Origin of the sequence: Achromobacter sp. RTa (genome assembly GCF_000757485.1) — a bacterium.
Lineage (GTDB): Bacteria > Pseudomonadota > Gammaproteobacteria > Burkholderiales > Burkholderiaceae_B > Achromobacter.
This window is the reverse complement of record NZ_JPYO01000033.1, coordinates 38,584-51,419: the sequence shown is the minus strand read 5'-3', so window position 1 is coordinate 51,419 and position 12,836 is coordinate 38,584. Positions and strand designations below refer to the sequence as shown.

13 protein-coding genes are annotated in these 12,836 nt (G+C 66.6%); 10 read left to right on the top strand and 3 right to left on the bottom strand.

Annotation, left to right across the window (positions count from 1 at the left end; genetic code table 11):
• Positions 1–11 precede the first annotated feature (11 nt).
• Positions 12–512, bottom strand: a complete 501-nt coding sequence (locus tag JL37_RS11600) for a TRAP transporter small permease (RefSeq protein ID WP_043544239.1) — start codon at positions 510–512, stop codon at positions 12–14.
• Between the two features lie 100 nt (positions 513–612).
• Positions 613–1,587 (bottom strand): TRAP transporter substrate-binding protein, encoded by a 975-nt coding sequence (locus JL37_RS11595; protein ID WP_043544238.1) that lies wholly within the window; start codon positions 1,585–1,587, stop codon positions 613–615.
• Positions 1,588–1,762: 175 nt separating this feature from the next.
• Here JL37_RS11595 and JL37_RS11590 point away from each other — a divergent pair, with 175 nt between their 5' ends.
• The 9 genes from JL37_RS11590 to JL37_RS11550 all read left to right on the top strand — a co-directional run bounded on the left by JL37_RS11590 (position 1,763) and on the right by JL37_RS11550 (position 10,614).
• Entirely contained in the window at positions 1,763–4,294 is a 2,532-nt protein-coding gene (locus JL37_RS11590; RefSeq protein ID WP_043544237.1) for an ABC transporter permease, read from the top strand.
• Positions 4,294–4,716 carry a group II truncated hemoglobin gene (locus JL37_RS11585; protein ID WP_081955046.1) on the top strand — a complete coding sequence of 141 codons (423 nt, stop codon included), beginning with the start codon at positions 4,294–4,296 and terminating at the stop codon, positions 4,714–4,716. The genes JL37_RS11590 and JL37_RS11585 overlap by 1 nt, the downstream gene beginning before the upstream one ends.
• Positions 4,717–4,774: 58 nt before the next feature.
• Positions 4,775–5,443 (top strand): 3-deoxy-D-manno-octulosonic acid kinase, encoded by a 669-nt coding sequence (locus tag JL37_RS11580; RefSeq protein ID WP_197064598.1) that lies wholly within the window; start codon positions 4,775–4,777, stop codon positions 5,441–5,443.
• Between the two features lie 143 nt (positions 5,444–5,586).
• Complete coding sequence (locus tag JL37_RS11575) at positions 5,587–6,690, top strand: polyamine ABC transporter substrate-binding protein (RefSeq protein ID WP_043544234.1); 1,104 nt, start codon at positions 5,587–5,589, stop codon at positions 6,688–6,690.
• A gap of 5 nt (positions 6,691–6,695) precedes the next feature.
• Positions 6,696–7,823 carry an ABC transporter ATP-binding protein gene (locus JL37_RS11570; protein ID WP_043544232.1) on the top strand — a complete coding sequence of 376 codons (1,128 nt, stop codon included), beginning with the start codon at positions 6,696–6,698 and terminating at the stop codon, positions 7,821–7,823.
• Positions 7,820–8,740 carry an ABC transporter permease subunit gene (locus tag JL37_RS11565; protein ID WP_043544231.1) on the top strand — a complete coding sequence of 307 codons (921 nt, stop codon included), beginning with the start codon at positions 7,820–7,822 and terminating at the stop codon, positions 8,738–8,740. Before JL37_RS11570 ends, JL37_RS11565 begins: the two co-directional genes overlap by 4 nt.
• A complete protein-coding gene (locus tag JL37_RS11560; protein WP_043544230.1) occupies positions 8,737–9,546 on the top strand; it encodes an ABC transporter permease subunit in 810 nt (269 codons plus the stop codon). Before JL37_RS11565 ends, JL37_RS11560 begins: the two co-directional genes overlap by 4 nt.
• On the top strand, positions 9,543–9,899 hold the full coding sequence (locus tag JL37_RS11555; protein WP_043544228.1) for a Spx/MgsR family RNA polymerase-binding regulatory protein: 357 nt from the start codon (positions 9,543–9,545) through the stop codon (positions 9,897–9,899). The genes JL37_RS11560 and JL37_RS11555 overlap by 4 nt, the downstream gene beginning before the upstream one ends.
• 1 nt (position 9,900) lies before the next feature.
• Positions 9,901–10,614, top strand: coding sequence for a DNA-3-methyladenine glycosylase (locus JL37_RS11550; RefSeq protein WP_043544226.1), 714 nt, complete (start codon positions 9,901–9,903; stop codon positions 10,612–10,614).
• Here the strand turns inward: JL37_RS11550 and JL37_RS11545 are convergent.
• Positions 10,611–11,333 carry a PhoP regulatory network YrbL family protein gene (locus JL37_RS11545; RefSeq protein WP_052097112.1) on the bottom strand — a complete coding sequence of 241 codons (723 nt, stop codon included), beginning with the start codon at positions 11,331–11,333 and terminating at the stop codon, positions 10,611–10,613. The two genes, JL37_RS11550 and JL37_RS11545, sit on opposite strands and share 4 nt — an antisense overlap.
• 104 nt (positions 11,334–11,437) lie before the next feature.
• Here JL37_RS11545 and rmuC point away from each other — a divergent pair, with 104 nt between their 5' ends.
• A complete protein-coding gene (rmuC, locus tag JL37_RS11540) occupies positions 11,438–12,811 on the top strand; it encodes a DNA recombination protein RmuC (RefSeq protein WP_043544224.1) in 1,374 nt (457 codons plus the stop codon).
• Positions 12,812–12,836: the final 25 nt, after the last annotated feature.

The window sequence follows — 12,836 nt, the reverse complement described above, 5'->3', positions numbered from 1 at the left end:
CTATGGGGGGCTCAGCCTTGCGCGTCGTTGCGCACGGGCACGTCGTCTTCCTCGCCGGCGCACCAGCGGGCCAGCACGGCGATGGCGGCGAGCGTCGCGCCCACGGGAATGGCGAGATAGATCCAGGAAATCGAAATGTCCAGGCTGGGCACGTTCTGGAAGCGCACGCGGTAGGTCATGTTGCCGCCGATCCAGGCCAGGAAACCCAGGAAACCGGCGCAGATCAGGCCGATGACGGCCTCGAGCACCCGGCGGCGCGTGCCGCCCAGCAGGTTGCGCAGCAATTCCACGCTGATCATGGCGCCGTGGCGGAAGGCCAGCGCCACGCCCAGCAGCACGGTCCAGATCAGGAGGGCGCGGGTCAGCACCTCGCTCCAGTCGGCGGGCGAATGCAGCACGAAACGGGCAATGACCTGATAGAAGGCGGCGGCCGCGGCGGCCACCAGCAGGAGTTGGGCAAAGACGGAGACCAGCTTGAACAGCCCGCGGTCGAAGGCGCAGAGCAAACGCATGATGTATCCCGTTGGCGGTGTACGCGAAGGGTGGGAACGAAAAACGGCGGGACCGCAATCCCGCCGCCAGGGGGGACGCCCCGGGTAGGGGCGGGCCCGCTTACTTGGTGTCGCGGATCGCTTCGATCAGCTTCTTGTCGAACTTCTTGTAGTACTCGGGGTAGGCGGGCTCGACGGCGGCGGCGAAGGCGGCGCGGTCCACCTCCGACACCTGCATGCCTTCCTTCTTCAGCTGCTCGACGCCCGTCTTTTCGATGTTGTCCACGTAGGCGCGCATGGCCTGGGCGGATTCCTTGCCGGCGCGGTCGAAGTTGGCCTTGTCCGCGGCGGACAGGCCTTCGTAGACGTTGGCCGACATCAGCACCAGGGCCGGACCGTAGACGTGGCCGGTCAGCGACAGGTACTTCTGCATCTGCGACAGCTTGGCCGAGGTGATCACCGACAGGGGGTTTTCCTGGCCGTCGATGGTGCCTTGCTGCAGGGCAGTGGCCACTTCAGGCCAGGCCATGGGGGTGGGCAGGATGCCGATCTGGCGGAAGGCCGTGATGTGGATGGGGTTTTCCGTGGTGCGGATCTTCAGGCCACGGGCGTCGGCGGGGGTCTTCACCGGGCGCACGTTGTTGGTCAGGTGGCGGAAGCCCTGTTCTCCCCACGCCAGCGCGATGATGCCGCGGCTGGGGAACTTGGCCAGCATGTCCTGGCCGATCTTGCTGTCCAGCACCTTGCGGGCATGGTCCAGGTCGCGCAGCAGGAAGGGGATATCGAAAACCCCGGTTTCGGGAACAAAATTCAGGGTAGCCCCTGTCGAAACGATGGCCAGGTCGATCGTGCCGATCTGCAGGCCTTCGATCACCTCGCGCTCGCCGCCCAGCGCGCTGTTGGCGAATTGCTGTACCTTGTACTTGCCATTGGTGGATGCCTCGACGGACTTCGCCAGGGCATCCGCGCCGGCGCCATAGTGCGACGACGTGGACAGGGCGTAGGCCATCTTCAGGGTGGTCTGTGCCGCGGAGGGCAGGGATGTCGCGGCCGCGCAGGCAGCCAGAATCGTGGCGGCAAGCCAGGATTTACGCATAGTCTTCTCCAAAAGTTAGTATTGTTTTGCCGCCGGGCCGCGCCAAGGCAAAACAGCCCCTTGGGGGCAGCAAGCCGAAGGCGCGGCGTGTGGGCCATTTTCGGAGGCTTCGCCTCCCGCCCCGGGATGATATCGGGATTCGGCCCCGATCTTGGCCGTTGGTTAACATTGTGAAATGATGGATTTCCCTGATATGTCACGGGCCAAGCGCCCCGGTTTCTGGTCCACCCTGCGCCTGGGCGCCAGGATGATGATGCGCGACGCCCGGGCCGGCGAGTTGCGGCTTCTGGTGCTGGCGCTGGTCGTTGCGGTGGCCGCGGTGACCAGTGTGGGCTTCCTGGCCGACCGGGTGGGCCGGGCGCTGGAGCGCGATGCGGGGCAGATGTTGGGCGCCGACCTGGTGCTGGACGCCGACGAACCCGTGCCTCCGGACTTCCTGGACCAGGCTCGCGAGCGGGGCCTGGCGGTGTCCAGCACCTGGCAGTTCCCCTCCATGGTGGGGGCGGGCGACGGCGCGCAGCTGGCCGCGCTGAAGGCCGTCGAGCCGGGCTACCCGCTGCGTGGCGCCCTGCGGGTGACCGACGCGCCGTTCGCGCCCGACGCCGCCACCCGCGACGTTCCGCCCGAGGGCGCGGTATGGGTGGACGGGCAACTGCTATCCCTGCTGAACCTGAAGGTCGGCGATAGTTTGAACGTGGGCGACGCCCGCCTGCGCATCGACCGGGTGATCACCTACGAACCCGACCGGGGCATGCAGTTCGTCAACGTGGCGCCGCGGGTGCTGCTGCGGGCCAGCGATCTTCCCGCCACCGGCCTGATCGCCCCGGGCAGCCGCATCGGCTATGCCTTGCTGGTCGCCGGCCAGCCCGATGCCGTGGCCGCTTATTCGGCCTGGCTCAAGCAGAACCTGAAGCGGGGCCAGAAAGTGGCCACGCTGGAATCGGGCCGTCCGGAGGTGCGCCGCACCCTGGATCGCGCGCAGCGTTTCCTGTCGCTGGTCGCCTTGCTGGCCGTGCTGATATCGGCTGTGGCGGTGGCCCTGGCGGCCGGCCGCTACATGGCGCGCCATCGCGACGGCGTGGCGGTGATGCGCTGCCTGGGGGCGGTGCAGTCGCAGGTTTCGCGCATGCTGACGCTGGAATTCACCCTGGTCGGCCTGTTTTCCTCGGCGGCGGGCTGCCTGCTGGGCTACGCGGTGCACCAGGTGCTGGTCATGCTGCTGGGGACGGTGATCGACACCGTCCTGCCCGCTCCGTCCGCGATTCCGGCCTTGCAGGGCCTGCTGACTGGCCTGCTGCTGTTGCTGGGGTTCGCCTTGCCCGCGCTGGCTCAGCTGCGCCACGTGCCGCCCGCCCGGGTGCTGCGGCGCGACGCCGATGCGCTGAGCGCGCGCAGCGCCTTCGGATACATCCTGGGCGCCACGGGGTTCGCCCTGCTGATCTGGTGGTTCGCCGGGGACGCCAAACTGGGGGCCGTCGTGGCGGGCGGTTTCCTCGGGGCTTTCGCGGTATTCGCGCTGGTGGCCTGGCTGTGCATCCTGGGGCTGTCGCGCATCCGTAAACTGGCCGCCGGCCTGCCCGCGCTGCGCTTTGCGCTGGCGGGCGTGGTGCGCCGGCGCGCCGCCACCATCACCCAGGTGTGCGCGCTGGCGGTGGGCTTGATGGCGCTGCTGTTGCTGACGATGACGCGCACCGACCTGATCCAGGGCTGGCAGCGGACCTTGCCGCCCGACGCGCCCAACCGCTTCCTGATCAACGTCCAGCCCGATCAGCGCCAGGCCGTGACCGACGCGCTCACCCGCGAGGGCCTGGGCCGCATCGCGCTGTCGCCGATGGTCCGGGGCCGGCTCATCGCCATCAACGGCCGGCCCGTGGGCCCGGACGACTACGAAGAGCCCCGCGCCAAGCGGCTGGTCGACCGGGAATTCAACCTGTCCTACGGGGACGAAATGCCCTCGTCCAACCGTATCGAAGAGGGGCGCTGGCTGGCGCCCGGTTCGGCGGAAGTGTCGCTGGAGTCGGGCCTGGCCAAGACGCTGGGCATCAAGCTGGGCGACAAGATGACGTTCGACGTGGCGGGCCAGCAGGTCGAAGTGGCGGTGTCAGGCACCCGACGGGTGGACTGGGATACGATGCGGGTCAATTTTTTCGCCATCCTGACCCCCGCCTCGCTGGCCGATATGCCCCAAAGCTGGATCACCTCGTTCTACCTTCCGCCCGAAAAGGCGGGGGTGCTGCCTGCGCTGGTGCGGGAATTCCCCAACCTGACGGTGTTCGACGTGGGAGCCATCCTGCAGCAGTTGCAGTCCGTGCTGAACGAGGTGGGCCGCGCGGTGCAGCTCCTGTTCCTGTTCACGCTGGCGGCGGGCGTGCTGGTGCTGTCGGCGGCGCTGACCGCCACGCGCGACGAGCGCATGCGGGAGGCTGCCGTGCTGCGCGCGCTGGGCGCGACCCGCAGCCAGCTGGCCCGGTCCCAGCGCATCGAATTGTGGGCCGTGGGAGGCCTGGCGGGCCTGCTGGCCGCCGCGGGCGCCACGGCGATCGCTTGGGCTTTGTCAACCCAGGTCTTTGATTTCACGATTACTCTTAGCCTCTGGCCATGGCTGGCGGGCATCGGCGCGGGCATGCTCGGCGCCTGGGCGGGCGGCGCGCTCGCCTTGCGCGGCGTATTGCGCACGCCGCCCCTGGTCACCCTACGAGAAACCTGATGACGTCCCGCGTCCATTCCATTACCGAACCCGTGGAAAACTCCCACAGCATTTTCGATCTGCTCGGCGGCGAGCCCGGCGTGCGCGCCCTCGTCGACCGCTTCTATGACCTGATGGACACGGAGCCCGACCTGAAGGAGCTGCGTGCGGCCCATGGCCCCAGCCTGGACTCTGCGCGCGACAAACTGTTCTGGTTCCTGTGCGGCTATTTCGGCGGCCCGGACCACTATATAGAACGCTTCGGCCATCCGCGGCTGCGCGCAAGGCACCTGCCGTTCTCGATCGGCGAAATCGAGCGCGACCAGTGGGTGGCCTGCATCGGGCGCGCCATGGAAGACGAGGAGATCGAACCGGCGCTGGTGGACCGGCTGCTGGAGTCGTTCTACGGCGTGGCCGACTGGATGCGCAACCGTGAAGGCTGAGGACGACCTGCGTTCGGGCGCGCGGCGCCAGGCATGGCCCGGCCCGCTGGCCGGGGCCATGCTGAGCGACGCCTCGCGGCTGCCCGAGGCCGGGCCGGAACTGTTCAACCCGGGCCACTACGGCGACGGAGCCCGCCCGGTGGACGCCGGCGGGCGCCAGGCGGCCTGGTTCGTCCAGGGGCCGGGATGGCAGGGCGTGTTGCGGCGCTACCGCCGCGGCGGGATGATCGCCCGCGTCAGCCGCGACGCCTATCTCTGGAACGGCGAAGACCGCACCCGCAGCTTCCGCGAATACCGCCTGCTGGCCTCCATGCGCGCCCAGGGCCTGGCCGTGCCCGCGCCGCTGGCCGCCGCCTATTGGCGGCAGGGGCTGGCCTACCGCGCCGCCATCGTGGTCGAGCGCATCCCCGGCGTGCGCCCCCTGGCCCAGGCGCTGGGGGAACCGCTCTGGCAGGCGGTGGCCGAGGCCATCGTCCGCATGCATAGGGCGGGTGTGTGGCACGCTGACCTCAACGCGTTCAACATCCTGGTCGGGGGCGACGGCCGGATCTGGCTGATCGACTTCGACCGCGGCACGCAAGGCGTCTTGTCCGAACGGCAGCGCCAAGGCAACCTGGACCGTCTGCGCCGTTCCCTGCGCAAGGTGGCGGGAGAGGACGGCGAACGTTTCTGGCTGCGCCTGCGCGACAGCTACTGGACGGCCTGGGGCATCGGGATCCAGCCCTGACGGCCACAGGGCCCCTGGGCGGCGCCACTGGGCCGTATCCACGCCAACTACCCGGCAAAGTTGGGCAGACCATCGCTAAAAAGCTTTATCATTTCGCCTTTTGGTACTCCTGTCACATACGGCATAACGCAAGGGGGCTGGTAATGAAACTACGGGCGGGTATGCGCTGGGCGCTTGGGGCGATGTTGGCCGCGGCGGCGACATCGGCGGCGGTCGCGCAGAACAAGGTCGTCAACGTCTACAACTGGGCCGAATACACGGCTCCGGACACGATTCCCGGTTTTGAAAAGGAAACCGGCATCAAGGTCCGCTATGACGTCTACGACAGCAACGACACCCTGCAGGCCAAGCTGCTGGCCGGCAAGTCGGGTTATGACGTCGTTGTCCCGTCCACGCATTACGCCTCGCGCCAGATCGAGGCCGGCCTGTTCCAGAAGCTGGACAAGTCCAAGATCCCGAACTGGAAATACCTGGATCCGGAAATCATGGCGCTGGTCGCTTCCGTCGACCCGGGCAACGAATACGCCATCCCGTGGGGCTACGGCACCAACGGCCTGGGCTACAACGTCACCAAGGTCAAGCAGATCATGGGCGACGGCGTCGACCTCGCGAGCTGGGACATGATCTTCAAGCCCGAGAACGCCGCCAAGCTGAAGGAATGCGGCATCTCCATGCTGGACGAGGCCGCGCAGGTATTTCCCGCCGTGCTGAAGTACCTGGGCAAGGACCCCAACAGCACCAACGCGGACGACTACAAGGCCGCGCTGGAAGTGCTGATGAAGATCCGTCCGTACATCCGCCAGTTCAGTTCGTCGGGCTATATCGACGAGCTGGCCGTGGGCGACCTGTGCATGGTCTACGGCTTCTCGGGCGATGTGATGATCGCCCGCAAGCGCGCCCAGGAAGCCAAGAAGTCCTACGAAGTGAACTACTTCATTCCGAAGGGCGGCGCGCCTGCGTGGTTCGACCTGATGGTCATTCCCAAGGACGCCCCGCATCCCGAGGAAGCGCTGGCCTTCATCAACTACATTGAAACGCCGAAGGTGCACGCGGCCATCACCAACACCATGTTTTACCCGAACGCCAATAAAGAGGCGCGGCAGTACGTGGTGAAGGACGTCGCCGAGAACCCCATGATCTACCCGCCGGCGGAGGTCTCCAAGACCTTGTACGTGATCAAGGCGCTGCCCTTGAACATCCAACGCCTGCAAAACCGGATGTGGTCCGAGCTGAAGTCTGGAAGATAGTCATCATGAGCGAAAGCCGTTACTCGGCGCAGCATTCGACGGATCCGGACGAGTTCGTCCGGATCTCCGATGTCGTAAAGATCTTCGGCGATGTGGTCGCCGTCCGTTCCGTCAATCTGTCGGTCAAGCGCAACGAGATCTTCGCCCTGCTGGGCAGCTCGGGCAGCGGCAAGTCCACGCTGCTGCGCATGCTGGCGGGGTTCGAAGAGGCCACCTCGGGTCAGATCCTGCTGGACGGCGAGGACATCACCCACGTGCCGCCGTACCGGCGGCCCGTGAACATGATGTTCCAGTCCTATGCGCTGTTTCCGCACATGACGGTCGAGGCCAACGTGGCTTTCGGCCTGAAGCAGGAAGGCGTGGACCGCGCCGAAATCCATGACCGCGTGTTCGAGGCGCTGGACCTGGTCCAGATGGCCGGTTATTCGCGCCGCAAGCCGAGCCAGCTGTCGGGCGGCCAGCAGCAGCGCGTCGCCCTGGCGCGCAGCCTGGTCAAGCGTCCCAAGCTGCTGCTGCTGGACGAGCCCATGTCCGCGCTGGACAAGCAGATCCGCCAGAAAACGCAGATCGAGCTGGTGAAGATCCTGGAGCAGGTCGGCGTGACCTGCATCATGGTCACGCACGACCAGGAAGAGGCCATGACCATGGCGCACCGGTTGGCCGTCATGACGGAAGGGCAGATCGTCCAATGCGGCTCGCCGCAGGACGTTTATGCCTTCCCGAATTCCCGTTTCGTCGCCAGCTTCATCGGGTCGACCAATATGTTCACCGGCACCATCGTGGTCGATGAACCCGACCACGTCGCCATCGAATGCGACGAACTGACCCGTCCGCTCTTCGTCAACCACGGCGTGAGCGAACCGCTGGGCATGGAGGTGCACGTCTCCATCCGGCCCGAGCGGCTGGTCGTCTCGCGCGAACAGCCCGAAGGCGAATACAACTGGGCGCACGGCATGGTCAGCCACATGGCGTGGATGGGCAGCTACGCGCTCTACCAGATCCGTCTCGATTCGGGCAAGACCGTGGAGGCCAGCGTGCCCAGCCAACTGCTCATCCAGATGGACGCGCCCGGCATCGATGAAGAAATCTTCGTCAGCTGGGATGCCGACAGCGCGACGGTGCTGGCGTCATGATCCGCATTTCGCCCCGTGACTGGCTGCCGTCGGGCCGGACGCTGGCGGTGGTCCCGCCGTATGCCTGGCTGGTGCTGTTCCTGCTGGTGCCGTTCCTGCTGGTCTTCAAGATCAGCTTCGCCGAGCTCAAGTTCGGCATTCCGCCGTATACCTCGCTGGCGGAATTCAAGGACGAGGCGGTGCAATTCAGCCTGCACCTGCGCGGCTACATCCTGCTGTTCACCGACAGCCTGTACTTCGCCACCTACCTGAACTCGGTGAAGATCGCCGCCATCACCACGCTGTGCTGCGTGCTGATCGGCTATCCCATCGCCTACTACATCGCGCGTTCGTCGCCCTCGGTGCGCAACCTGCTGCTGCTGGGCGTGATCCTGCCGTTCTGGACTTCGCTGCTGCTGCGCGTGTATGCGTGGGTGGGCATCCTGCGCAACGACGGCCTGCTCAACAACCTGCTGCAGGGCCTGGGCATCATTTCCAGCCCGCTGGAAATCTACCGCACCGACGTCGCCGTCTATATCGGCATGGTCTATGCCTACCTGCCGTTCTTCATCCTGCCCCTGTACGCCACGCTGGTGAAGATGGACCTGCGCCTGCTGGAAGCCGCGTACGACCTGGGCGCCAAGCCCTGGCAGGCTTTTTGGCAGATCACCGTGCCGCTGTCGCGCCAGGGCGTGATCGCGGGTTCCATGCTGGTGTTCATCCCGGCGGTCGGCGAATACGTGATTCCGGAAATGCTGGGCGGCGCCAACACGCTCATGATGGGCCGCGTCATGTGGAACGAGTTCTTCAACAACGCCGACTGGCCCATGGCCTCGGCGGTGACCTGCGTGATGGTGCTGCTGTTGCTCGTGCCGCTGGTGTACTTCCAGTACAACCAGGTCAAGCAGCAGGAACAGTCCGGCGGAGGCCGCAAATGAACGGGCCCAACAAGACTTTGCGCGGCATCGTGCTGGGGCTGGGGTACTTTTTCCTGTACGTGCCCATCATCAGCCTGATGGTGTTCTCGTTCAACGAATCGCCCACCGTCACGTCCTGGACCGGGCTGTCGTTCCGCTGGTACCACTCGCTCTTCAACGACGATGCGCTGCTGCGCGCGGCCTGGCTGTCGTTCCGCATCGCGGCCATGACCGCCACGGCCGCGGTCATCATCGGCACCTGGGCGGGCTACGTGCTGGGGCGCATGGGCCGCTTCCGCGGCTTCGCGCTCTACGTGGGCATGCTCAGCGCGCCCCTGGTCATCCCGGAAGTGGTGCTGGGCATTTCCCTTTTGCTGATGTTCGTGGAATTGCGCGGCAGCCTGGGCTGGCCCGCCGAGAACGGCATTTTCACCATCTGGGTGGGCCACGTGACCCTCTGCATGGCCTTCGTCGCGGTCATCATCCAGACGCGCATCCGCGACCTGGACCGCTCGCTGGAAGAGGCCGCCCTGGACCTGGGCGCCACGCCCATCACCGTGTTCTTCAAGATTACGCTGCCTCTCATCGCTCCGGCGCTGGCATCGGCCTGGCTGCTGTCCTTCACGCTGTCGCTGGACGACGTCGTGCTGGCCTCGTTCCTGTCGGGCCCCAGCTCCAGCACGCTGCCGATGGAGGTTTTCTCGCGGGTGCGCCTGGGCCTGAAACCCGAGATCAACGCGCTGGCCACCCTGTTCATCCTGGCGGTGGGCACGTGCGTGATCCTGGCCAACCGCATGCAATGGCGCAAGGAGTCCGAACCCAAATGAAGCAAACCACCCTGTATGGCCTGACCAAGTGCAGCACCTGCGTCAAGGCGCGCGACTGGCTGACCGCCCATGGCGTCGACCACGCATTCGTGGACTACCGCGACAATCCCGTGCCCGCCGCCACCCTGAAGTCCTGGGCGGAAAAGGTCGGCGGCTGGGAAAAGCTGGCCAACCGTACCTCCATGACCTGGCGCAACTTGCCCGAAGAGCGCAAGTCCGCGCAGACCGATGCCCAATGGAGCCAGCTGATCGCCGAGTACCCGGCGCTGGTGCGCCGTCCGGTCACGGTGACGCCCGATGGCCAGGTGAGCGTTGGCTTCAGCGAAAAACGCTACGGCGAGCGCTTCGCCTGAGGTGGCGGCCGGCCCAGGCGCGGCGGGCCAGCCGCTGCCCGACGCGTTCTTCGACCGCGACGCGGCCCAGCTGGCGCGCGAACTGCTGGGCAAGGTCATCCGGCATCGCGTCGGCCGCCTGTGGCTGTCGGCCCGCATCATCGAGACCGAAGCCTATTACCTGGAAGAGAAGGGCAGCCACGCCTCGCTCGGGTATACCCACAAGCGCCGCGCGCTGTTCATGGATGGCGGCACCGTCTACATGTACTACGCCCGCGGCGGGGATTCGCTGAACTTCAGCGCGGCCGGCCCCGGCAACGCCGTGCTGATCAAATCCGGCTATCCCTGGACGGATGCGCTGTCCGGACCGAAATCGCTGGCCCGCATGCAGGAACTGAATCCCGACGCGCAAGGGCGCCCCAGGCCGCCCGCCGGCCTGTGCGCGGGCCAGACCCTGCTGTGCCGGGCGCTCGGGCTGAAGGTGCCGGACTGGGACGCGCGCCGCTTCGACCCCCGCGCCCTCTATGTGGAAGATGTGGGGCAAGCCCCCGCCGCGCTGATTTGCACCACGCGCCTCGGCATTCCCCTGGGCCGCGACGAACACCTCAGCTATCGTTTCGTGGACCCGTCCTACGCCGCCTTCTGCACGCGCAATCCGCTGCGGCGCGGGCAGCGGGCGGGGCATGACTACGTATGGGTGGACCGGCAGGGCATCGTGCTGCCCGAAGCGCCCTAGGCGGCCGGCAGGGCGAAGCGCTGGGCAAGCGACGCGCGCATCCGGGCGTACTTGCGCAGGATGCGCCGGCGATTCAGGCGCTTGCTCCAGGCATACAGCGGAATGAGCGGCAGCACTCCGAAGCCGTCGATCAGGTACAGGCCCTGCTTGCCGTCGGCATTGAGCCCGCAGGCGACATTGCTGGCGGAAATGTCGTGCAGGACGACATGCGCATCGGCCAGGTCATCGAAGAACTCGTCGAGCTGTTCGCTCAGCGCCGCGTCGAACTTGCCCTGCCGCGCCAGGTCGGCGACGGTGGGGGCGATATTGCCCGCCTCGTCGCAGATCTTCTCGACCACCAGCCCCAGGCCCAGCGTGGTTTGCGCCAGGCCCAGGATGCGCGCCATGGGCACCTGCCATACGCCGGAAGGCCGGGTAGTAGTGGTGACGTACTCGGAGATTTCGTTCAGATAGACCCGGTACGCGCTCTCGCGCTGGTACTGCTTGTACCAGCGCTTGAAGGGGCGCGCTTCCAGGTAGACGGCGCGAGCCTGCATGTCCATGACCTTGACGAGCAGGGACGGCATGTGGGGATGCTGGAAAATGTGCCGGTCGCCGCCGATGGCGAGCGGCGCCTCGGCATCAAGGTTCAATGGGCCGAAAACGGCCTGGAATGATGCAGCGGGGATGCAGGGGAAGGAGTCTGCGGGATTCAAGGGCGGCGGAACCTGGTTGGACATATCAGAGTTTAATCCTTTGTTCCAGGTAACTAGTCCGATAATGCAGGCTCCAGGCGGGGGGACGCAGCAGACGTGGTCCGGGTCCTACAATCCTGGCTTTGGAGATGCATCTTTTGAACGACATTCATCTGCTTTGGATCGCCGCAGGCGGCGCGGTGCTGGCATTTCTGGCGGCCTTGCTGGCCTGGCTGCGCCCCCCCGCGCCGGACTCCCGGCTCGATGCGCTGCTGGAAAGCCTGGAACGGACCGAGCGCGCGCTGCGGTCCGATATTGCGGAAGGGCAGCGCGGCCTGCGCACCGAATTCGCGGAATCCACGCGCGCCTTGCGGGCGGAGCTGTCGCAATCGCATGGGGACCTGCGCGCCGGCCTGTCCCGCGACGCCCAGGCCGCCCGCGTCGAGTCGGCGGAATCGCTGGCGCGCTTCGCCTCGGGCTTCTCGGAGCAACTGCAGGGCCTTATCCAGATCAATGAGCGGCGCTTGATGGAAGTGCGCGCCACCGTGGATCAGCGCCTGCAATCGTTGCAAACCGACAACAGCGCCAAGCTCGATGAAATGCGGCGGACCGTGGATGAAAAGCTGCACGCCACGCTGGAGCAGCGCCTGGGCGAGTCGTTCAAGCTGGTGTCGGACCGTCTCGAGGCCGTGCACAAGGGGCTGGGCGAAATGCAGGCTCTCGCCGCGGGCGTGGGCGACCTGAAGCGGGTGCTGACCAACGTCAAGTCGCGCGGCACCTGGGGCGAGGTGCAGCTGGCCCGGCTGATCGAAGACAACATGACCCCGGATCAGTACGCCAGCAACATCAAGCCCGTGCCTGGCAGCGAGGCGGTGGTCGAGTTCGCCATCCGCCTGCCAGGGCGCGGCGACGGCGCCGGCCCGGTCTGGCTGCCCATCGACGCCAAATTCCCCAAGGAAGAATACGAGCGCCTCATGGATGCCCAGGAGGCGGCGGATGCGGAAGGCGTCAGGAACGCCGGGGCCGCGCTGGGCCGAGCCGTCGAATTGCAGGCGCGTTCGATCGCCTCCAAATACGTAGCGCCGCCGCACACCACCGATTTCGCCATCATGTTCCTGCCCACCGAAAGCCTGTACGCCGAAGTGCTGCGCCGGCCCGGCCTGCTCGACAAGCTGCACGACCTGCGCGTCAACGTGGCGGGCCCGAGCAATCTCGCTGCGCTGCTGAACAGCCTGCAGATGGGCTTTCGCACCTTGGCGATCGAACAGCGCTCGTCCGAGGTCTGGCAGGTGCTGCGCGCCGTCAAGACGGAATTCGGCAAGTTCGGCGATGCGCTGGCCAGCGTCAAGAAGACGCTGGACACCGCCAGCAACAAAATCGGCCAGACCGAGGTGCGCACGCGCGCCATGCTGCGCAACCTGAAGGACGTGGAGGCGCTGCCCGAGGCCGATGCGCGGTTGCTGCTGGGTGAAACCGGCGAGGATGCAGGCGAGCCGGAAGCGCCGTCCCCCAGCGCCGGCTGACCCGCGCGGCGGGGCGGAGCAGGGC

What these genes read in the sequence shown, in the direction of transcription:
- JL37_RS11575 (WP_043544234.1), top strand. Translation starts at nt 5,587, where the DNA reads ATGAAACTACGGGCGGGTATGCGCTGGGCGCTTGGGGCGATGTTGGCC.
- JL37_RS11580 (WP_197064598.1), top strand. Translation starts at nt 4,775, where the DNA reads ATGCTGAGCGACGCCTCGCGGCTGCCCGAGGCCGGGCCGGAACTGTTC.
- JL37_RS11590 (WP_043544237.1), top strand. Translation starts at nt 1,763, where the DNA reads ATGATGGATTTCCCTGATATGTCACGGGCCAAGCGCCCCGGTTTCTGG.
- JL37_RS11600 (WP_043544239.1), bottom strand. Translation starts at nt 512, where the DNA reads ATGCGTTTGCTCTGCGCCTTCGACCGCGGGCTGTTCAAGCTGGTCTCC.
- rmuC (WP_043544224.1), top strand. Translation starts at nt 11,438, where the DNA reads ATGCATCTTTTGAACGACATTCATCTGCTTTGGATCGCCGCAGGCGGC.
- JL37_RS11595 (WP_043544238.1), bottom strand. Translation starts at nt 1,587, where the DNA reads ATGCGTAAATCCTGGCTTGCCGCCACGATTCTGGCTGCCTGCGCGGCC.
- JL37_RS11545 (WP_052097112.1), bottom strand. Translation starts at nt 11,333, where the DNA reads ATGTCCAACCAGGTTCCGCCGCCCTTGAATCCCGCAGACTCCTTCCCC.
- JL37_RS11565 (WP_043544231.1), top strand. Translation starts at nt 7,820, where the DNA reads ATGATCCGCATTTCGCCCCGTGACTGGCTGCCGTCGGGCCGGACGCTG.
- JL37_RS11555 (WP_043544228.1), top strand. Translation starts at nt 9,543, where the DNA reads ATGAAGCAAACCACCCTGTATGGCCTGACCAAGTGCAGCACCTGCGTC.
- JL37_RS11570 (WP_043544232.1), top strand. Translation starts at nt 6,696, where the DNA reads ATGAGCGAAAGCCGTTACTCGGCGCAGCATTCGACGGATCCGGACGAG.
- JL37_RS11560 (WP_043544230.1), top strand. Translation starts at nt 8,737, where the DNA reads ATGAACGGGCCCAACAAGACTTTGCGCGGCATCGTGCTGGGGCTGGGG.
- JL37_RS11585 (WP_081955046.1), top strand. Translation starts at nt 4,294, where the DNA reads ATGACGTCCCGCGTCCATTCCATTACCGAACCCGTGGAAAACTCCCAC.